The organism is Methylophilus sp. 42, assembly GCF_000384155.1.
GTDB lineage: Bacteria > Pseudomonadota > Gammaproteobacteria > Burkholderiales > Methylophilaceae > Methylophilus.
Genome location: NZ_KB913031.1, coordinates 1,644,271 through 1,664,470, shown reverse-complemented (window position 1 = coordinate 1,664,470; position 20,200 = coordinate 1,644,271). Strand labels below are relative to the sequence as shown.

Genomic DNA, 20,200 nt, shown 5'->3' with positions numbered 1-20,200 from the left:
TGTGAGCTGTCCTAATGAAAATTGCTATTGCTGGTACTGGTTATGTGGGCTTGTCGCTTGCGGTTTTGTTAGCGCAAAAAAATGAAATTGTTGCGCTGGATATTGTGGCGGAGAAAGTGGCACTACTTAACCAAAAGAAATCTCCTATTGCTGATCATGAAATTGAAGATTTCTTGGTTAACAAATCATTAAACTTCAAAGCAACTACTGATAAAAACGAAGCCTATACAAATGCCGAGTTTGTGGTAATTGCTACCCCCACCGATTACGATGCAGAAACCAATTACTTCAATACAAAATCTGTTGAGGCGGTGATTAAAGATGTGATGGCCATCAACCCTGAGGCAGTCATGGTAATCAAGTCGACGGTTCCTGTTGGCTATACTGAAAAAATCCGTGCCAAGCTCAACTGTGGCAACTTGATTTTCTCGCCGGAGTTTTTACGTGAAGGCAAAGCGCTATACGATAACTTGCATCCATCGCGCATTGTGGTTGGCGAGGTGTCTGAGCGAGCACAGAAGTTTGCCAACTTACTTAAAGATAGCAGCCTCAAGCCAGATACACCTGTCCTGTTAACCAATAGCTCCGAGGCCGAAGCTATCAAGTTGTTTGCCAATACCTTTCTTGCCATGCGTGTCGCTTATTTTAACGAGCTGGACACTTATGCCGAGACACATAATTTGAATACGCGCCAGATTATTGAAGGCGTTTGTATGGATCCACGTATTGGCAATCACTACAACAACCCATCATTTGGCTATGGCGGCTACTGTTTGCCTAAAGATACCAAGCAATTGTTAGCAAATTACTCGCAGGTACCGCAGAACCTCATCAATGCCATTGTGGATGCCAATACGACGCGCAAAGATTTTGTTGCTATGAGTATTATTAAACAAAACCCCAAGGTGGTAGGTATCTATCGACTGGCGATGAAAACAGGCTCAGATAATTTCAGGGCATCGTCTATTCAGGGCATTATGAAGCGCATAAAAGCGCGTGGCATTGAGGTGGTTGTTTATGAACCTGCATTGGAGGCTGAAGAGTTTTATCACTCCAAGGTGATAAGTGACTTAAACCACTTTAAACAAGTGGCTGATGTGATTGTCACTAACCGAAAAACAAATGAGTTAGAGGATGTGATGAGTAAAGTCTACACCCGAGATCTATTTGGACTTGATTAAATAAAAATGCCCGCCATTATGAGGCGGGCATTGTTTAACGCTATGCGCTTATTGCTAATAAGCACCATCCTGGCCGACGATGGTTAACCAGGCTGTTTTAGCCACGATCAGCATGTCCAGACGCGGGCTCCAATTGCGTAAATACTCCAGGTCATAGTGCACGCGCTGCTCCATCTTTTCCAGCGTGTCGGTTTCGCCACGGAAGCCATTGACCTGTGCCCAGCCGGTAATGCCCGGTTTTACCTTATGACGCACCATATAGCCTTTAATCAGCTTGCGGTACTCTTCGTTATGCGCCACGGCATGCGGGCGTGGGCCAACGACACTCATGCGTCCTTGCAACACATTAATAAACTGCGGCAACTCATCTAATGATGATTTACGCAGGAAGGCACCCAGCGGAGTAATTCTCTGGTCATTCCTTGTTGCCTGAGTGACTGTAACGCCATCTTCCGTAACAGTCATTGAACGGAACTTATAGACCAGAATTTCCTCACCATCCAAACCATAGCGCCGTTGCTTGAAAATAATGGGGCCAGGGGAGGTGAGTTTCACCCCTAAGGCGACCCCTAACAAGATAGGTGAAATCAATATCAGTACAAACAGCGAGAACAAAATATCTGCTGTGCGTTTAATTAAACCATCCACGCCGGTAAAAGGTGTTTCACATACCGACACTACCGGAATGCCATTGACGTCAGACACACGGCCTTGAATCAAGTCTGTGACGAAAATATCCGGCACAAAGTAGATGGAAGCGGTGGTGTCTTTTAAATCATCCAACAATTTCAAAATACGCGGGTGACTAGACATTGGCAACGCAATATAGATCGTATGAATCTGGTTGCTTTTGCAATAGGCAGGAATGTCCGTCAGGGCGCCCAGAATTTCAAAGCCATGGTCTTGCGGCGCACGCTCCGGGGCACGATCCTCAAAGAACCCCAATACGGAAACCCGGCTATACTCATCTGCCAGCAAGTTGTTTGCTACGGCCAGGCCTTGTTCATTGAGGCCGATAATGACTGCATTTTTGATAGGGCCCTGCAGGCTGATAAAGAACGGAGAGAGCTCCTTTAGCGCCGTTAACGCAAGAATCTGGGCGATCGGCGTTCCTATTAACCAGGTGTATATAATTTCTGGGGTATACAGCGTGATGTAGCCCGTAATCCGAGCAAATACAAGCACCATGCCCGCAAGCAAAAGCCATTGAAAAATGACATCCCGCACCATTTTCCAAAATCCCAGGCGAATTTTTGCACCGCTAGGAAAAGTCACCGAAAACAGCAATATCGAGGTGAAGAAGATAGAGATAGGAATTCTGTCTTCGAAATAAATAAAAATGCCCCACATAAAAAAGACTAATACGAGGGGCTCTACAATGGATTCGATGAAGTAAAGGGGGCTTCGAGGCCCCGAAGATAATCCGGAGATTGTTCTAATTGGCGGTCTGATAGTTTTTTTCATGGATTACTTATTTCTATATACCGTTTGAGTTTAACCAAATTAATGCTTAACATCAATCGCCGAATGGCAGTGCGAATGCAGCCTAAATGTCATAAAACCGACTTGAAAGCTTGCGTATACTGTAAAGCTGATTTAATAATTCTCATTGCAGCTACCAAAAAGTTAAATTTTGGTAGCAATAAATGCATGTTTACAGGTTAGAATGTAACTCAAATATCATATTTGTTATTGCTTAAAAACTCATGTCACCCTGCAAGCAATCCCATAAAGTAAATCTACATCGACCAATTCAATACTGGGCCGCACTAATCTTTGTTGCAATGCCACTTATAAGTATGGCTGATGAGCTAGATACGCTACAGTTTAAAGCCTCAATGAATAAAACCTATGATAGTAATTTGTTCAGACGCTCTAATAATGAGGTTGCTGAGCAAATCACGACTTCAATTTTTGGGGTGAAATTAGACAAAACATATTCTTTGCAGCGATTCGTTTTGGATATTTCGTATGTGGATAATAAATATAATGAAAACGACTATCTTGACTTTGCAGCCACCAACTACAATGGATCATGGCTTTGGTCTTTAACTCCAAACTTAACTGGCACTTTGTCGTCCCAAAGAACCCAATCTCTCAACAGCTTTGGTGATTTCTTAAATACCACAAGAAATATTAGAACGCTGACAGATAATCAGTTCAGAGCACAATACTCACCTCATAAAGTTTGGAGCTTGATATTAGGCGTTAGCCAAGCAAGCCTTGAGAATACTGAAACATTTACGGCAATCTCTGATTTTGACTCTACCGGTTTAGATTACGGAGCCGCTTACAGCTTTCCTTCTGGAGCAATGATTACCTTCCTTGGTCACTCAAGGAAGGGGGAATATAAAAAACGACCTCTTGACCCTATAATTGCTTTTGATAATGGATACTCTGAAAGGGAATATGAGGTAGATTTATTTTTGCAGGATCCAGGTAGGAGCAAACTAATTGGCAAGATAGGCTATCTTGAAAGAGAATACGATAACTTCACTATTCGAAACTACCAATCTTATGTTGGATATTTGAATTATGATTTAATGATTACAGGCAAAATTAAGTCGAGTTTTGGTTTGACGAGAATTTTAGCCCCATTTGAAACTGAATCTACCGCGTACTCAATTTCAGACACGGTTACTGCACAAATTTCTTATGAAGTCACTTCTAAAATTCAAGCAGGTATCAATCTTAGATACACTGAAAGGGATTTTGGTGGCCGAGGACAATTTGACTCTAGCCGGTTGGATAAAGAGGATGCTTTTGCAGGCTTTATTGGATGGAATCCAACAAAAAACATAGGTTTTTCCTTAAGAAGTACGAAGTCTAGCCGTAATTCAAATGTCTCCAGATTCAACTTTGATGACACGCTGACCAGTGTGAATATTGAGTTGAAAATTTAATCTTTACTAATGGGATTCATTTTGTATAAAAGAATAATAATTAAAATATTACTTAATCCTGCCACATATACTGTGTTTCTGGCGGCTTGCTCATCAGGTGAGTCAACTAAACAAACGTCGCAAATAGTTGCCCAAGTTAACGGAGATGAAATTACAGTTGCTCAGCTCAAGATAGAGTTGCAGAAAATTAAAACCAAAGTAAATGACCCTGTGCAGTTGTCTCAAAAATTGATAACTGGTTTAATTGACAGGCAGCTTTTGGTACAAGAATCTTTAAAATTAAATTTAGATCGTACCCCAGAGGTGCAAGAGGCTATCACCTCCGCCAAAGCTCAGGTTTATGCTCAGGCCTATATTGCTAAAAAACTGGCTAAATTGCCACCTCCTAACGATAAGGAAATACAGCAGTTTATTGGCGAACATCCGCAATACTTTTCTCAGCGTAAAATATTTAATACAGTTGACACTGTATTCGAGAACAACGTTGATCAATTGGACTTACATTGGTTAGAGTCTGAAGTGACGAGCTTGGACTTACTGCGTCAGTTGCTGGATGAAAAAGGGATTAAATATCAGACTGTGAATAATCGATTTTCTACGGATGGCTTACCGCTCCCGTTGTTAGACAAAATAAAAAATCTTAAAACGGGGGATTTGTTATTTGCTCACGATACTAATAAGGTGATCGTAAAGTCTATATCGTCAATTGAGCCATACTCTGTTCAAGCATCACAAGCAGAACAAATTGCGACTCATATGCTCACAGACAAACGTCAGCAGGAGTATGTTGCAAAAGAAATTAATCGGTTAAAGGCGCTTGCCAAAGTTGAGGTATTCGAAACTAGAGCAGGTTCAGTTGCAAGTGATTCAAAAAAAGTAGTCGTCCAATAAAGTAAATAAAAAGTTAATCTTCTCGTGGTTAACTATTCCGAAATTTTAAATTGAAGAGAACAAGAGTATGACGCGATATTTTAAATATTTATTAGTAGCGGTGTTTACGCTGTTTAGTGCGTTAGCCCATGCAGACTATACGCTCGGTGCAGGGGACTCTCTTAGAATAGTTGTATATGGCGATGCTGATTTAACGCGGGAAACGCGAGTAGCTGAAACTGGTGAAATTACACTACCTTTAATTGGTGAGGTTGGTGTAGGTGGTTTAACTACCATTCAAGCGGAAAAAAGAATTGCAGAGCAATTGAAACGTGGCGGCTTTATTGCCAATCCTCAGGTTTCGGTGTTAATTCTCGAGTTTAAAAGCAAAACAGTCTCTGTATTGGGTGGTGTCCTTAAACCTGGCAGATATCCCATCACGCACCCAACTGATGTGAAAGATATTCTCGCGGAAGCTGGTGGTTTAACCTCTGAAGCCTCAGAAATTATCACTGTAGTGCGCGGTGAAAAACGTAGCGAATATGATTTGAATGAAGTGATTGAGCATCGTAATTTGAATGTGCAAGATCTAGGATTGGTTGGTGGAGAGACCGTTTATATTAGTGTGCGCGATGTGGCTGTTGCTGGTCAGGTATTGAGACCAGGTAAATACGGCATTCAAGGAGGTACGCGTAAAATTAGTGATTTCGTCGCATTGGCTGGCGGTGCAAACGAAACAGCTGGCGAAACGTTGTTTTTTACGACCTCTCGATCTGGCACGGCAGTTACTCAGGAGATCAATATCGATGACTTGTTTAGATCTCCTGCCAGTGAATTAAATAAAGAGCTCACGCCTGGTGATGTCGTTTATATTCCCAAAGCGCCGCAAGTTTACATTTATGGTGAAGTACAACGCCCTGGCATGTACAAGATTGATAAGAATATGACGATAATGCAAGCAATTGCAAAAGCAGGCGGTTTAACCGTACGTGGAACACAACGTTCAGTGAAGTTGCATCGTAAAAATGCGGAAGGCGCATTGGTCAAACAATCATCCGATCTCACAAGCACCCTGATGGACGAAGATGTGTTGTTCATCGAAGAAAGTTTGCTTTAATTTAATCAGGCAGCCATATGAATTTTTTACAACTAGCAATAATCTTAAAAGTTCGACGTTACATCATCTTACTGGTAGCGGTGATTACTTTACTGACAGCAGTGACAGTGAGCATGCTGCTGCCGAAAAACTTTTTAGCGACAGCGACAGTACTGCTTAACTACAAAGGGGTAGATCCAGTGACTGGCGTATCCATGCCGGCTCAATTATTACCAGGCTATATGGGTACTCAAATTGACATTATTAAAAGTAAGAATGTAGCAGTTGATGTAGTTAAGCATTTAAATCTGATAGAAATAGACTCTATCAAGCGTGACTACGCCAATGCCACTAAGAGTGGCAATGTTAAATCGGACATTGTCGACTGGTTAGCTGATCGCTTATCTAGCAAATTGGATGTAACACCTTCAAGGGAGAGTAGTGTCATTAACATTTCCTATAAAGGTGTAGAGCCTACATTTGCAGCAACGATGGCAAATGCATTCGCTGAATCCTATATCAATGTAAGCCTGAAGTTAAAGATGGACCCAGCGATTAAAGCCTCACATTATTTGTCTGAGCAAACCAAAGTATTACGTGATAACTTGCAGAAAGCTCAGGAAAAACTTTCAAACTATCAACAGGAGCATGGGTTGACGAGTATATTAGATACTTACGATGTGGAGAGCTCTAAATTAAGGGACTTATCCACTCAGTATAGTTTGATGCAATCGCAATCAATAGACGCCAACTCTAGAAGAAACGATGCCGCAAAAAATATGAGCGACTCACCTGATGTTGCGCTCAACCCCATCATCCAGAATTTGCGAGTAAACCTAGTCACGGCCGAGTCAAAACTGGCCGAAATGGGCCAGCGATATAGCAAAAACCATCCATCCTACATTGCTGCCGAAGCCGAGGCCTCAAAACTCAGAAGCCAGCTGCAAACAGAAATTGACAGGACTGTTGTTGGTTTGAGTAACAGTGCAAATATTAACTCTCAGCGTTTAGGTGATGTTAAAACACAATTGGAACGCCAAAAACAAAAAGTACTGACGTTAAACAGATCCCGCTCAGAACTTTCAATTATGGAGAAAGAGGTTGAAATCGCTCAAAATGCACTCGCCTCTGTCAATAACCGCTTCAGTCAGACCATATTAGAGGGCCAATCAAATCAAGCGGATATTGCCGTATTGGAAACGGCTACACCGCCATCCTCACCTAACAACCCGAGTTTACTGCTGATTATTCCATTCTCACTGATTGTAGGCACAATGCTAGGCTGTTTTTTTGCGTTAGTGGCCGAGTTTTTGGATCGCCGCGTGCGCAGTAAAGATGACATCCTTTCATTGGGTGAAATTCCAGTTTATGAATACAGTATCAAAACCGCCTAAAGGCTCACTTGTCATCAAAACAATTTATCAAGCAAAGTGATCGCGTATGAATATTATTGAAACAGAAAACAAAGCGCCGTTGAAAACGGTGTCTTCCAGTATTGGGCACCTCTTGCTTGATATGGGGAAAATCACGGATAAAGACGCTGAGCGCATATTGAAATTCCAGAAAGAAAAGTCTATGCGCTTTGGAGAGGCGGCACTGGCATTGGGCTTTGTTACGATGGAAGATATCAATCAAGCTTTATCCTATCAGTTCGATTATCCGTATTTAACGCCGGAAAAAACTTCTTTTAGCAACACCCTTGTGGCCGCTTTTGATCCTTTTTCAAAGCAAGTTGAGTCTTTGCGTTCATTACGGACACACTTGATGCTACGCTGGTTTGAGCGTGGATTTAAAACCATCGCCATATCCTCACCCAAAGGTGGCGATGGTGTGAGTAACCTTGCAGGTAATTTGGCAGTGGTATTCTCTCAGCTTGGTGAACGTACCTTACTTATTGATGCCAACCTGAGATCACCACAACAACATAAGTTATTTAAACTCAATAATAATCATGGCTTGTCAGACATCTTGGTTGGTCGCGCTTCTATTGATGTGGTCGTAAGGATTTCATCTTTGCTCAATCTGAGCGTGTTAACTGCGGGAGCTGTACCACCCAATCCGCAAGAGTTGCTAAATAAAAATACACTTGATGAACTGCTCGCTACATTTTCAGAGCAATTCGATGTCATTATTATTGATACATCCCCTATACTCGAATCCTCTGACGCTCAAATTGTTGCCAAAAAAGTGGGGGGCGTGTTAATTTCCACACAACAACATAAAACCACCTTCAAAGATACCCAAGATGCGATTGAAACTTGTCGTGGGTTAGGCATTGAAGTGCAAGTCGCATTGAATGTGGACTAGTTAATATGTCGCTATCGTCACTGCCAATGACTGACAACTATGGCACTCGCCAAAAACTGTTAGGATACTTGGCAATACTGCTGTCAGTCCTTGTGCTGTTTGTACCCGTTTTTTATGACTTGTTCACCACGGTTTGGAATAACGATACGCAATCACACGGCCCGATTGTGTTGGGCATAGGCATCTGGTTTTTTTATTTTAAAACTAAACAAATTTTAGAAAAGCCTCAGTCTTTTAAGCCATCTCCAATATTGGGTTGGTTTTTAATATTGATTGGCGCCAGTATCTACATTGTTGGATATTCGCAAAGCGTTTATATATTCTCTATCCTGTCACTGGTCTTGATATTGTGCGGGGTGATTTGCCTGTTATTTGGCTTGCAAATCGCTTACAAATATTGGTTTGCATTATTCTTTTTTATATTTTTAATGCCATGGCCAGCCTCAGTCATTGATATATTGACGCAGCCCATGAAGATTGCCGTCTCCTATGCTGCCGATCATCTGCTCTATGCGCTTGATTACCCGATCGCGCGTTCAGGGGTAATTCTGCAAATTGGCCAATATAAACTGCTGGTCGCTGATGCCTGTGCCGGGCTTAACTCTTTGTTCACATTAGAGGCTATAGGCTTGCTGTATATTAATGTGATTAACCATCAGGCCTTCTGGCGCAATGTATTACTGGCAGTGTTAATTGTGCCCGTATCTTTTACATCCAATGTGCTGCGTGTTTGCACACTGGCACTGATTACATACCACATGGGCGACGAAGCAGGGCAGGGTTTCTTGCATAACTTCTCTGGCATGGTGCTTTTTCTGACTGCACTCATTTTGATTATCGTGATTGATTCCGTGATTCAAAAGATTGCTGAAAAATTTAACATTAAGAGCTTACTGAGCCAGGATTAGCGATAGCAATGAAAGACCTGTACCTCAAACTACCACATGTAAAGCTGATATCAGCGCTACAGTTATTGCTAATTAGCCTCGTATTTTCAGGGCTAGCAACGTTTCTAAAACCACATGCGCATTTTGCAAAAAATGAGAGCAATTTTGAAGAGAATATTCCACGCGTGATTAACGACTGGATGGAGATTCAACAGTCAGCACCACAAGTCAGTATGGTTAGTGATGAAAAAAGCCTGATTAACCAGTTGTACGATGACACCTTAATGCGTACTTATGTAAACAAGGATGGTCAGCAAGTCATGGTTGCGCTAGCTTATGCCAAAGAGCAGCGCCAGGATGTGAAAATACACCAGCCAGATATCTGTTATCCGGCGCAAGGTTATCAAATGCTCAAGTCGAAAGAGAAAGTGTTTTCCAACCTGAGCAAAAATGCACAAATCATTGGTAAGCAGCAGCTCTATTATGGTCAGAGCCATCTTGAGGCAGTGAGTTACTGGATTCGAGTTGGTGATCGAACCATGACATCTGGATTGCAGATGCGCTCAAAAATTATTGAAGACGGGTTACTTAAAGGACGTCTGGATGATGGTATTCTAGTCAGGGTTTCTTCAGCGATTTCTGATGAAGAGAAGGCTAGCGAGGCTTATGCGCTGCAAGAGCGCTTTATCAAAGAGTTTGTTCTGGCAGTCGAGCAGAAAAGCCCCGGTTTACTCGTTCCATAAAAATAAAATTAGTTGAATATTAAGTATTGGCTTTTAGGGGAGCCCAATACTTAAACTCCTGACAGGTATAAATGAAAGAAAAGCTTTTTATCGGAGTGTTCTGGCTGGGCGCTGCGAAACTAATCATTAATTTTCTGGCCCTAATCAGCACGATAATACTTGCCAGATTATTAACACCTGAAGACTTTGGTTTGGTTGCAATTGTTCTAGCCTTACTTGCAATTATAGAGGCCGTAACAGATTTATCTTTGGCGTCTGCTTTAATTCATATCAAAGAACCATCAGAGGAGCACTTTCACACAGCCTGGAGTCTGAATCTAACAAGGGGAGCTTTTCTTGCATTGTTATTTTGCTTAAGTTCAGGCCTTGTAGCCAACTATTATCACGATCCAAGACTCATTAATATCATGTGGATTATTAGTGGCTCAATTCTGATCTCGGGCTTTACAAACCCTAAGATGGTTGTATTGACTAAAAAGTTAATTTTTTGGCAAGAATTTGTGGTCTCAGTGTCCCAGAAGTTAATGTCAGTTATTGTTTCAGTAATTTTTGCCTTTTCGTTCCGCAGTTATTGGGCATTGATTGCTGGCGTTATTACTTCTCAGCTTGTTGGGGTTTTAGTTTCTTATCTCATCATAAGTTATAAACCTAAGTTTACTTATCTGCACCTTCGTGATATCTGGTCTTTTTCGATTTGGCTTACACTTGGTAAAATTGTAAACACCCTAAATTGGAAATTTGATCAACTGTTAATTGGAAGTCAGCTAGGAAGTAAATCTTTAGGTTTCTATACTGTGGGCGATAACTTGGCTGGGCTTCCAACACGTGAAGCCATCCAGCCACTTGAAAACACTCTCTTTCCGGGTTTCTCTCATATTGCTGAAGATAAAGAGAGATTGCGAAATGCATATGTAAAATCTCAAACACTTATTACAGCCATCGCATTGCCGCTTGGCATTGGTTTTGCTGCGATTTCTTACCCCTTGGTTTTATTACTTATGGGGGCAAAGTGGCTGCCTTCAGTTCAGGTCATTCAAGTTATTTCATGTATATATGTTTTACAGACAATTGGCTCCCAAGTGCACCCAATTGCAATGGCTGTTGGTAAAACAAAAACTCTTTTTTATAGAGATATGCTTAATTTCATTATTAGGCTGCCTATAATTATCGGCGGTTTGTTTTATTTTGGACTAATGGGCGTTATTTTCGGCCGTGCCATCAGTGGGTCAATATCGCTACTGATTAATATGCATTTGATTAGTAAGATGTTAGGGATCAGCATATGGGAGCAAGTGAACTCAAATGCTAGAGCTGTCGCCAGTGTGCTTAGTATGGCGTATTTTCTCTTGGTGATTCAAACAAATGCTTCATTTGAGAGTAGTAGCACATTTGAGTTAGTACTACAGGTCATAGGTATGGTGCTCTCTGCTTTTCTTGTTTATGCCGGTTTGAATTTATTGTTATGGCTACTGATGAATAAGCCATCTGGTCCTGAATCAGAACTCTTGAAAGTTTTAACAACAGTTCTGAAAAAATTTAAACGGTTTGAGTGAATTAATTTAGATGACTTGGAATATTTAACATGCACGCAGATATTGCAAATTTTTTATGGGTGGGGAATTCGCTATCACTGTACGAAGCCAAGTGTATTGAGTCATTCGTAAAGAACGGCTTTAAAGTACATGTTTACTCTTATGGCGAATTAGCCATACCAGATGGTGCAATACTCAAGGATGGGAGGGAGGTTTTGCCACTCTCTGAAGTCTATTCATACACACAAGCAGGGAAGAAGGGAAATCTCGCCGCCTTCTCTGATGCATTTAGATATGAATTATGTAAGTTAAAGGCTGGTTGGTGGTTCGACACTGATGTGTTTTGCTTAAAGAATGTCAACGAATGGATTGCACTTGCTGAGAGCAAACAGGGATCCTTTGTTTTTGGTTGGGAAAGTGATGAGTTGGTTAATGGTGCCGTCATGTTCTCTGACAATGAGCAATTTAATAATCTGGTGTCAAAAAAGCTTAGCGAAATTGGTAAAGAATTTGTTTGGGGGGAAATCGGCCCCAGATTAATTACCAAAACAGTGAGTGAGTTGCAAATGGTCGATCAGGTGGTAGATAAGCATCTGTTTTACCCCATAAACTTTAATGATATGAGTTACTTCTTCGACCCTTCACTAAAGGATGCATCGAATGAAATTATCAAGAATAGTTTTTGTGTTCACCTGTGGAATGAAATTTACTCGATATATAAGATTCCTAAAAATTTACCGCCTCCTTCAGGTAGCTTTCTGAATGAATTATTGTCAATACATTCTAAATTAGATAATTTATATTCAATCCCACAAAATGTTCTCAATATTTTATTTGAATATCCCTTCATCGAAGGCTCGTTACAAGAGCATAAGGCTTATAAAAATAAAATTGAGTCTTTACTAGTTACAAGAGTGTTCAGAAAGCTAAGATCCTTACTTTAATCTGGGCTCAATGGCATTATTTAGATATTTATTTTAGGTCGATGTTGAAATGATAAAAAAACAAATTAAGAAAACTTTATTAAATATTAGAGATTTGATATTGCGCTCACCACTTAATGGATTGATATATGACAAAAAAAGTGTATATGTACTTTCCTATCCCAAGTTAACCAATATTGGTGACGAGGTGCAGTCTATTGCTAGCCATGATCTTTTGAGAGCTCTCGATTTTAATGTTAAATATGTTCCAAGAGAAAGACTTTCAAAGGTTTTCTCAATATTTAAACGCAAGGCTATCTTAAATGGCTGGTTTTCTCATGATGAAAACTCATTTCCACCCACTAAGGCTATTACTCCGATCTTTATAGGCTTTCATCTAGCAAACAAACACATCTTAAATTCAAAGCAAGCAGTTAACTATTTTAAAGAACATACTCCGATAGGTTGTAGAGATTTTGCGACGCAAACGGCATTAAGCTCGGTTGGTATCAATGCCTATTACTCTGGCTGCCCCACGTTAACACTCAATAAGCGTGATGTTGAAAAAACCATTGAATGCCTAGTTGTTGATGCACATTTAAATAATCCTGACGGTCACACTAGTGACGCAAGACATTTGTTGAATAGCATTATTGATAAGTACCAGATAAAGAATATTCAATATGCAACACAAAATTGCGAAGAAAACACAGCTGCACCCAGGAAAGTAGAATTGGCTGAAGCCAGGCTAAATGATTTATGTGCCAGTAAACTCGTTATTACCAACAGAATTCATGTTGCATTACCCTGTCTTGCTATGCAAGTTCCTGTTATTTTCATTCATGCAGAGCCTGAGAATGATGCTCGAATCGCCTCGTTCCTAGATCTTTTTTGGTACAAAACAAACACTGAAGAAGTCCTTCCATCTGAAACAGACTATCTCCAAATTAAAAATAAGGACACCTATTTAAAATTGAGAGAGTCGATTATCAATCAGTATCAAAATCACTTAATCAAATAACTCCACCTAACGGCTAACAAACAATTTAAGCATGCTGTGAATAAGAACCTGTTAAAACCCAATTTTCGATATGATATTAATGCACTTAGAGCATTAGCTGTAGTATCTGTCGTCTTCTATCATTTTAAAGTCAAAGGCTTTGGCGTTGGGTTTATTGGGGTAGACATATTCTTTGTAATTTCCGGGTATTTGATGACTCAAATTATTGTGAATATGCTCGATAAGAATAGCTTTAGCTATATCAAGTTTATTTATTCGCGTGCGACAAGAATATGGCCTGCGCTTATTGGGCTAGTTTTAGCATTGAGCTTGTTTGGGGCTATTTTATTACCTGCCGATGACTATATGAAGTTTGCCGAGAGTGCGATCAAAGCACTCTTGTTTATAAGCAATGCTGAGTTTGCCAAGGGTGTAGGTTACTTCTCCTCAGGGATTGAAGAAAGATGGTTTTTGCACAGTTGGTCATTGTCTGTCGAGTGGCAGTTTTATTGTGCTTATCCGCTGATAGTTTTTGCACTTTACAAAGTAGCCACGGAAGTGAGTTCTGGCTGGAGTAAGCGACTAGACTCCAAGCAACTGTTGAATTTAATATTGCTAACGCTGACACTTTCGTCATTTTTTTATTCACTACATTTAACATTAATTGATCAGCCCAAAGCCTTTTTCTCTTTGCCTTCACGAGCTTGGGAAATGCTTATTGGTGGCCATGTACTTTTGTTGAAGAATACCAAACTCAATTTATGGGTTAAGCAGCATGCGGGCTATTTTAAGTGTTTATCGGTGGCAATGTTTGCTGCATGTGTCTGGTTGGGTCGTGGTGGGGTATGGGAGTCAGTTTGGCCAGGACGCTTCGCACTTATTCCGGTGATTGCTACAGCTATTTATATTTTGGCTGAGGAATCGAATTCGTTTTGGTCCAGGCTTGAGTCTAATAAAGTTACTCAGTCTTTAGGCAACTGGTCCTACTCAATTTACTTGTGGCATTGGCCAGTCGTCATCGCAATCAACTTTTATGGATTAGCTGTTGTCCCCAAGTCTATTGCAGTTGCCGGATTAATACTAAGTATTATCTTTGGCTACATTTCTTATCGATGGATTGAGCAAGTATTCCGCACGAAAAATGTTTCGCTGTATAGTTTGTTAAAAGTAGTGATTCCTTATGGTCTGGTTTGCATATTGGTGACCGCCATTGTATGGACTAATGGCGCTGCAAACAGACCAAATATTATTTCTTATCCAGAAGAATATTCAACAGCTTTAAAACTTCCAGGTAAGTATGAAAACTCTAAACTACTGCCGGCTCAATCACTGCAGACTTTAACGTTAAATGAGAGTGCACAGCAAAAGGTTTTGCTTATGGGAGACTCTCATGCCGAGCATTTGTACCCATGGTTTGTACATAACTTAAAAAACGCATCTGTAACATTTGCTATTACGATTGGCTGTCCGCCTTTGCCAGGATTAAATAGACATGATCAAGGGTGGAGCTGCGATCAAAGCTTTCAGAAAATTGAGCGTTTAATTCAAAAAAGCCAATTTGATGTGATTGTGATTTCAGGTAACTGGTACTCTATTGATTGGGATAGACCTGGGGTTTGTGCCAAGAAATATCCGCATTGTCCTGAACTAAATATTGAGCAAAATAGAGATTATGCAATAAACAGCATGGCTGAGTTTCTGGATACGCTAATTGAAAAGAAAGTCAAAGTGGTGATTGTTAAACCAACACCATACTCGCCTGTAGCAATCGGCCATGTCTGGAAAAGATATCGGATGTGGGGAGTTAAGCCACCCTCAACTTATATTGATAAAGAATGGGCTAGTAATAATGGCGACATGTTCTTAGATGCAGTAGTAAATCGGTTAAAAAGTAAAAACCATTTAATCACAGTTGATTTGAGAAGCACTTTTTGTAAAAGAGGTAGTTGTGATTATTTTGATGCTAATAATGCACCAATTTTTTGGGATGATAATCATTTTAGTCCTGGCTGGATTTTAAAGAATGGTACATCGCTATCTGTAATTAATAGTTTTTTCAATCCGATTTCGAGTTTTTGATAATGAGAACACATAAAGACTATACGGCTGTTATCCGAACATACAATAGCCTACCTTTGCTACTTAAGGTTCTAGATGCCTTAAAAATGCAAACGATCCCTCCATCTGATTATGTGATTGTTGATTCATCAAAAGACTATAGCCAAAAAGAAGCTATCAAAAAGCTAGGTCTTCAAGTTGTTGATTATCCTGATGAGGAGTTCAACTTTTCGAAGGCAATTAATATCGGCGTAGACTATGTAAAAACTGAACTTGTATTAATCATAAGCTCACATGTCCTCTTGAATGATCGCTCTTTAATTGAAAAGGGATTGGCGTTAGAGAGTTTTTCGATTGAGAACTACCTTGGGTTTTGTTTGACTCCCGCTATTAATGAAAGTGAGAATTGGGAGCCAGCAATGGTAACTAAATATAATTTTAGTCTAGATCTGGCAGCGTCTAATTCTTGTACGATGTTAAAAACATTGCATATTCAGCAACGGCCATTTTTAGAGGAGGTTTTTTCAGCTGAAGATCAAGAGTGGGCCGCATATTACTTGCGAGAAAAAGAGGCTTACTTTTATCGAGTGAAAGCTTATGAAGCGAAATATCTTAATGTAAATATGAATGATCAAAAAATTATTAATGAGCAAATTGCTTTAGCTTATTATACGCATCGTGAAATGTTGGGTTATCGTAATATTATTATGAGGCTCTTTAGAGCTGTAGTTGCAAGAGTGAGGGGAAGAACTGGACGAGCGCGTTTGCATTTTACGATTGCGAAAGAGTTGTTTGTTGCCAGATCAAACAAACCTGTCAAAAAATCAAAATACTTTTAGCGAATAAACAGGGCCTCGAACATGGCTAAAATAGATGTATTACTCCCGGTAAAAAATGGTGTCGCTTATCTCGCAGAAGCAATAGATAGCATAATTAATCAAAACTTTTCTGACTGGCGTTTGATTGTACTGGATCATGGCTCTACTGACGGCAGCTATGAGATGGCGCTTGATTACGCAAAGGCTGACCAGCGTATAGTGGTATTCCAGTTTTTAGACGCAGTGGGCTTGTCTGGATTATTAAACAAAGGTCTTGAGCTGTGTCAATGCGATTTTGTCATGCGCCATGATGCAGATGATGTCGCGTTTCCCGATAGGATGGAAAAGTCTTTGGCGGCTTTTGCGCGCCATCCGCATATTGACGTCATTGGTGGTCACGCATTAAAAATTGATGCTGAAGGTAAAGAGACCGGCTTAATTAAAGTCCCTACGGATATTGCAAGGTTACAAGCAGCTTTTTTCTTTAAAAATCCAATCATACATCCGACAGTGATGATGCGGTTTTCGACAATTCAAGCTTTAGCTATGAGGTATGGTATCGATTTTATCAATCTTCTACCTGAGTCTGAGCAACTAGTCGTGAATGGATTGGCCGAGGATTACTATTTATTTGGCCAGCTAGGTGTGCTGGGGAAGTGCCTCAATATTGATGAGGTGTTAATCAAATACAGATGGCATGGCAATAATGTAGGGGCTAAAAAGTTTTTAGACCAAATTTCACTCTCGATTAAAATTTCACGATATCTTGCGGCTTCGTTTTCAGCCAGGCACAGTATTGAAAGGTTTGATCCGGCTCCATTTTGCACATATGGTGGTACAGTGCTAGAAATAGTGCCTAATGTATCCCATCATGATCTGGCAAGCAGATTCAATAAGATGTCAGATAATTTAAGCCGTGTACTCGGCAAGTCAAATGGATTGTCACGAGAATTAGCTTATCGCAAGGTATTATCTACACGCCATACTTTATGTATGCTAATCAAGTATATGTTTTTTACACTCAAAAATAGCAGGGAGCTTGATGAGTGGTATGCCGTAAAAAACTGGGTGACCAGAAAAATCAAGCGTCGCCAGTTTGTAAGTGTTGAGTTGTTAGATCAATAAAACTCAATTGCTTACAATAATAATGATTAAATAATTGAGATGACATACAGGTTGCAGAAATGGCCCAATTAAACATTAACAAATCAAAAGTGATATTTTCACTGTTGGCAGTTTTTGCAGCCTTATTTTTTGGGTTAGTTTCACTTATATTGGTTCAGATTTCAGGAAAGCACTATGCCTATCTTGCCGCATTGCCGGTTGCGATTATATTGGGCTTAGTATTTGTATTTAACAGATATTTTTTCTTCATATTGGTTATTCTAAGTCGAGCCTCTTTAGACTCAATTTTCAATGCAATCAAATTAGGTAGCTTCGGTTTAGGTGCAGTTCTAAACGCTTTAGTTATTCTTATCGCGATACTGATGGTTTTTGAAAAACCACTTAAATACGATATAAAACTTGATTCAATCAAGCTATCTTGGATCATTTTTCTCACGCTTGCTTTTGTTTCAATATTTTATGCGCCAGCATTCGTTGCAAGCTTGAAGGTTTTTTTATTATTTGTTTCTTATTGTTCAATGTTTACACTTGGGCTCTATGTTGTTCAAACACAGGAAGACTTCTCTAAGTGGATGAAGATGATTGTGTACTCATCGTTTATCCCATCAATCTATGCAATACTTAGTATGACATTCGGCCTGAGTGGTTTTTATCACTCTTTGAATGAAGGCCTTCGTCTACAAAGCACCTTTCCCCATCCGAATACTTATGCCCCATATCTGGTCATTGTAATTACCGTTTCCTTTTATTTGTGGAGAGCTAAGCCATCTTTGGTTTCTCCAACATTTAATAAGTTTTTGCCGGTATACATAGTGCTTTTATGCTTTTTCTTGTTGATGACAAAGACCAGGTCTACATGGGTTGCTTGTTATGTATTTTTTCTTTTGTATGCTTCATTTCATGAGAGAAAACTCTTGCTCCCAGTTCTACTCGCGCCATTTTTGGCACTATTAATTCCAGAGATCAGGGACCGTGTGATGGATTTGGCCCAGGGCTCAAACTTTGGTGCCGATGGGTATGGTCGATTGAATTCATATGCATGGCGTAAACAAGTATGGACTGATGCCATAAACTGGATGTCAAAAACGCATTATTTGTTTGGGTACGGGCTAGCGAGCTTTATTCATTACTCTACAAGCATTATCAAGGCTAACGCATATCAAATGCAAACTGTAGAAATTAATGCTCACAGCGTTTATGTGCAGTTGTTCTTTGAACTTGGAATATTTGGACTACTCTCATTTTTGTATCTTTTATATGCACATCTTAAGGCTCTTTTAACTGTATATAAAAGAAACAAATTATTGATCTTCATGGTTATTGTAATGATGATTGAATACTTGTTTATGTCCTACTCAGACAACCTCATCGACTATCTCATTTATGAATGGTATTTATGGTTTACTGTTGGTATATCGCTCAGCAGCGTTAAATTGTCACAAACAAAAATGCAGTCACATGAATTGAAAGTACACAGTACTTGATGATTAGCGTGCTTGCGCTTTAATCATGAGCGACAGCACAAGCAAAAAAAGTTTTTTATTTTATAAGTGGTTGGTTATGTACACCGTTTCAATTATAGGGACTGGATATGTCGCTGATTTTTACATGCGATCCCTGCAAACTTTTCCAGAAGTTAAAGTACTGAAGGCCTATGATATCAATCAGCAACGACTAAAGGTTTTTGCTGACTATTGGCATGTGCCTACTGCAGCGTCTTTGGAAGAGTTGCTTAATCCTTCAGATACCCAAGAGCGGCCAATGCTGATCTTAAATCTGACCAATCCGCACGCCCACTTTACAGTGAGCAAGTCGTGCCTTGAGGCCGGCTACAATGTTTATAGCGAGAAACCGCTTAGCATCAAGATGGAAGATGCTTTTGAATTACATAGAATTGCCGCTGAAAAAGACCTTTATCTCGCCTCAGCGCCCTGTAGCTATTTAAGCCAGGTGGCACAGACAGTTTGGCTGGCTGTACGTGAAAAGCTCATGGGCAAACCACTGCTGGTTTATGCGGAGCTGGATGATGACTTTATATCGCAAGCCCCTTATCAAAAATGGATCAGTGAGTCTGGTGCGCCATGGCCAGCTGAAGATGAGTTCAAAGTAGGCTGCACTCTGGAACACGCTGGATATTATTTATCCTGGCTGATGATGATTTTTGGTCCGATAGAAAAGGTGATTGCGGCCTCGGCAGAGATCATCAAAGATAAGTTACCAAATAATCAACGAACAGCACCTGATTATTCTACAGCGACTTTATTTTTCAAATGTGGGCTGATCGCACGTATCACCTGCGGGATTGTTGCACCGCACAATCACGGGCTGCGTATTATTTGCGAGCAAGGCGTCATCGAAGTAAATGAGTCCTGGAATAACGCAGCGGTTGTAAAAACCAGACGCCGTTATGTCTTACATAGAAAATTGATTAACAGCTTGTTTACAAGAAAGCTAAAACTGTCAGGCCCATCGCACCCCATGGGGCCTAAAAAAGGTAATACGAAAATGAATTTTGCCTTAGGACCAATGGAATTATTAAGCGCGATTAAGGAGCAACGTCCGCCTAGAACCTCTGCGGACTTTGCGTTGCATTTGAATGAAGTCACTTTGGCGATACAGAATGCGCGCGATAATACCGGTGTGCAGATAATGAAAACTTCATGTCCAGAACAGCCGCCTATGCCTTGGGCGCATGCACTCAAGCCATAAACTAACTCTAAAGTCAGCCTAGTGGCTGACTTTTTAAATCACATCATC

At 40.3% G+C, this 20,200-nt stretch carries 17 protein-coding genes; 16 read left to right on the top strand and 1 reads right to left on the bottom strand.

Annotated features, from left to right (window positions below; all coding sequences use genetic code 11):
- Nucleotides 1-14 precede the first annotated feature (14 nt).
- A complete protein-coding gene (locus MET42_RS0108140; protein WP_019882403.1) occupies nucleotides 15-1,181 on the top strand; it encodes a nucleotide sugar dehydrogenase in 1,167 nt (388 codons plus the stop codon).
- A 54-nt stretch (nucleotides 1,182-1,235) separates the two neighbouring features.
- Here the strand turns inward: MET42_RS0108140 and MET42_RS0108135 are convergent, their stop codons facing one another.
- Nucleotides 1,236-2,531, bottom strand: a complete 1,296-nt coding sequence (locus MET42_RS0108135; protein WP_019882402.1) for an undecaprenyl-phosphate glucose phosphotransferase — start codon at nucleotides 2,529-2,531, stop codon at nucleotides 1,236-1,238.
- 356 nt (nucleotides 2,532-2,887) lie between these two features.
- Here MET42_RS0108135 and epsL point away from each other — a divergent pair, with 356 nt between their 5' ends.
- From epsL to MET42_RS0108060, 15 genes are all read left to right on the top strand, one after another.
- On the top strand, nucleotides 2,888-4,084 hold the full coding sequence (epsL, locus tag MET42_RS0108130; protein WP_369751524.1) for an XrtB/PEP-CTERM-associated polysaccharide biosynthesis outer membrane protein EpsL: 1,197 nt from the start codon (nucleotides 2,888-2,890) through the stop codon (nucleotides 4,082-4,084).
- Nucleotides 4,085-4,105: 21 nt separating this feature from the next.
- A complete protein-coding gene (locus tag MET42_RS0108125; RefSeq protein ID WP_232411395.1) occupies nucleotides 4,106-4,975 on the top strand; it encodes an EpsD family peptidyl-prolyl cis-trans isomerase in 870 nt (289 codons plus the stop codon).
- A 67-nt stretch (nucleotides 4,976-5,042) separates the two neighbouring features.
- Nucleotides 5,043-6,071, top strand: a complete 1,029-nt coding sequence (locus MET42_RS0108120) for an SLBB domain-containing protein (RefSeq protein WP_019882398.1) — start codon at nucleotides 5,043-5,045, stop codon at nucleotides 6,069-6,071.
- Nucleotides 6,072-6,088: 17 nt separating this feature from the next.
- Nucleotides 6,089-7,444, top strand: coding sequence for a chain length determinant protein EpsF (gene epsF / locus MET42_RS0108115; protein ID WP_019882397.1), 1,356 nt, complete (start codon nucleotides 6,089-6,091; stop codon nucleotides 7,442-7,444).
- A 46-nt stretch (nucleotides 7,445-7,490) separates the two neighbouring features.
- A complete protein-coding gene (gene epsG, locus MET42_RS0108110) occupies nucleotides 7,491-8,357 on the top strand; it encodes a chain length determinant protein tyrosine kinase EpsG (protein ID WP_019882396.1) in 867 nt (288 codons plus the stop codon).
- A gap of 5 nt (nucleotides 8,358-8,362) precedes the next feature.
- Nucleotides 8,363-9,265 (top strand): exosortase B, encoded by a 903-nt coding sequence (gene xrtB, locus MET42_RS0108105; RefSeq protein WP_019882395.1) that lies wholly within the window; start codon nucleotides 8,363-8,365, stop codon nucleotides 9,263-9,265.
- Between the two features lie 8 nt (nucleotides 9,266-9,273).
- Nucleotides 9,274-9,987 carry an exosortase C-terminal domain/associated protein EpsI gene (locus MET42_RS0108100; protein ID WP_019882394.1) on the top strand — a complete coding sequence of 238 codons (714 nt, stop codon included), beginning with the start codon at nucleotides 9,274-9,276 and terminating at the stop codon, nucleotides 9,985-9,987.
- Between the two features lie 71 nt (nucleotides 9,988-10,058).
- The gene (locus tag MET42_RS0108095; protein WP_019882393.1) at nucleotides 10,059-11,540 is read left to right on the top strand and encodes a lipopolysaccharide biosynthesis protein; all 1,482 of its coding nucleotides are present in this window, start codon (nucleotides 10,059-10,061) and stop codon (nucleotides 11,538-11,540) included.
- A gap of 29 nt (nucleotides 11,541-11,569) precedes the next feature.
- Nucleotides 11,570-12,463 carry a hypothetical protein gene (locus tag MET42_RS0108090; protein WP_019882391.1) on the top strand — a complete coding sequence of 298 codons (894 nt, stop codon included), beginning with the start codon at nucleotides 11,570-11,572 and terminating at the stop codon, nucleotides 12,461-12,463.
- 49 nt (nucleotides 12,464-12,512) lie between these two features.
- Entirely contained in the window at nucleotides 12,513-13,463 is a 951-nt protein-coding gene (locus MET42_RS0108085) for a polysaccharide pyruvyl transferase family protein (protein ID WP_019882389.1), read from the top strand.
- A 36-nt stretch (nucleotides 13,464-13,499) separates the two neighbouring features.
- Nucleotides 13,500-15,521, top strand: a complete 2,022-nt coding sequence (locus MET42_RS0108080) for an acyltransferase family protein (RefSeq protein WP_019882388.1) — start codon at nucleotides 13,500-13,502, stop codon at nucleotides 15,519-15,521.
- Nucleotides 15,522-15,523: 2 nt separating this feature from the next.
- The gene (locus MET42_RS0108075; RefSeq protein WP_019882387.1) at nucleotides 15,524-16,339 is read left to right on the top strand and encodes a glycosyltransferase family 2 protein; all 816 of its coding nucleotides are present in this window, start codon (nucleotides 15,524-15,526) and stop codon (nucleotides 16,337-16,339) included.
- Between the two features lie 21 nt (nucleotides 16,340-16,360).
- Nucleotides 16,361-17,443, top strand: coding sequence for a glycosyltransferase (locus MET42_RS0108070; protein WP_019882386.1), 1,083 nt, complete (start codon nucleotides 16,361-16,363; stop codon nucleotides 17,441-17,443).
- A 59-nt stretch (nucleotides 17,444-17,502) separates the two neighbouring features.
- Nucleotides 17,503-18,927, top strand: a complete 1,425-nt coding sequence (locus MET42_RS0108065; protein ID WP_019882385.1) for an O-antigen ligase — start codon at nucleotides 17,503-17,505, stop codon at nucleotides 18,925-18,927.
- Nucleotides 18,928-18,952: 25 nt separating this feature from the next.
- Entirely contained in the window at nucleotides 18,953-20,152 is a 1,200-nt protein-coding gene (locus MET42_RS0108060; protein ID WP_019882384.1) for a Gfo/Idh/MocA family protein, read from the top strand.
- The last annotated feature ends 48 nt before the right edge of the window (nucleotides 20,153-20,200 follow it).

Bases quoted from the DNA above. Each gene is read 5' to 3' on its own strand.
- MET42_RS0108140 (WP_019882403.1), top strand. From the start codon at position 15: ATGAAAATTGCTATTGCTGGTACTGGTTATGTGGGCTTGTCGCTTGCG.
- MET42_RS0108135 (WP_019882402.1), bottom strand. From the start codon at position 2,531: ATGTGGGGCATTTTTATTTATTTCGAAGACAGAATTCCTATCTCTATC.
- epsL (WP_369751524.1), top strand. From the start codon at position 2,888: ATGTCACCCTGCAAGCAATCCCATAAAGTAAATCTACATCGACCAATT.
- MET42_RS0108120 (WP_019882398.1), top strand. From the start codon at position 5,043: ATGACGCGATATTTTAAATATTTATTAGTAGCGGTGTTTACGCTGTTT.
- epsF (WP_019882397.1), top strand. From the start codon at position 6,089: ATGAATTTTTTACAACTAGCAATAATCTTAAAAGTTCGACGTTACATC.
- epsG (WP_019882396.1), top strand. From the start codon at position 7,491: ATGAATATTATTGAAACAGAAAACAAAGCGCCGTTGAAAACGGTGTCT.
- xrtB (WP_019882395.1), top strand. From the start codon at position 8,363: ATGTCGCTATCGTCACTGCCAATGACTGACAACTATGGCACTCGCCAA.
- MET42_RS0108100 (WP_019882394.1), top strand. From the start codon at position 9,274: ATGAAAGACCTGTACCTCAAACTACCACATGTAAAGCTGATATCAGCG.
- MET42_RS0108095 (WP_019882393.1), top strand. From the start codon at position 10,059: ATGAAAGAAAAGCTTTTTATCGGAGTGTTCTGGCTGGGCGCTGCGAAA.
- MET42_RS0108090 (WP_019882391.1), top strand. From the start codon at position 11,570: ATGCACGCAGATATTGCAAATTTTTTATGGGTGGGGAATTCGCTATCA.
- MET42_RS0108085 (WP_019882389.1), top strand. From the start codon at position 12,513: ATGATAAAAAAACAAATTAAGAAAACTTTATTAAATATTAGAGATTTG.
- MET42_RS0108075 (WP_019882387.1), top strand. From the start codon at position 15,524: ATGAGAACACATAAAGACTATACGGCTGTTATCCGAACATACAATAGC.
- MET42_RS0108070 (WP_019882386.1), top strand. From the start codon at position 16,361: ATGGCTAAAATAGATGTATTACTCCCGGTAAAAAATGGTGTCGCTTAT.
- MET42_RS0108065 (WP_019882385.1), top strand. From the start codon at position 17,503: ATGGCCCAATTAAACATTAACAAATCAAAAGTGATATTTTCACTGTTG.
- MET42_RS0108060 (WP_019882384.1), top strand. From the start codon at position 18,953: ATGAGCGACAGCACAAGCAAAAAAAGTTTTTTATTTTATAAGTGGTTG.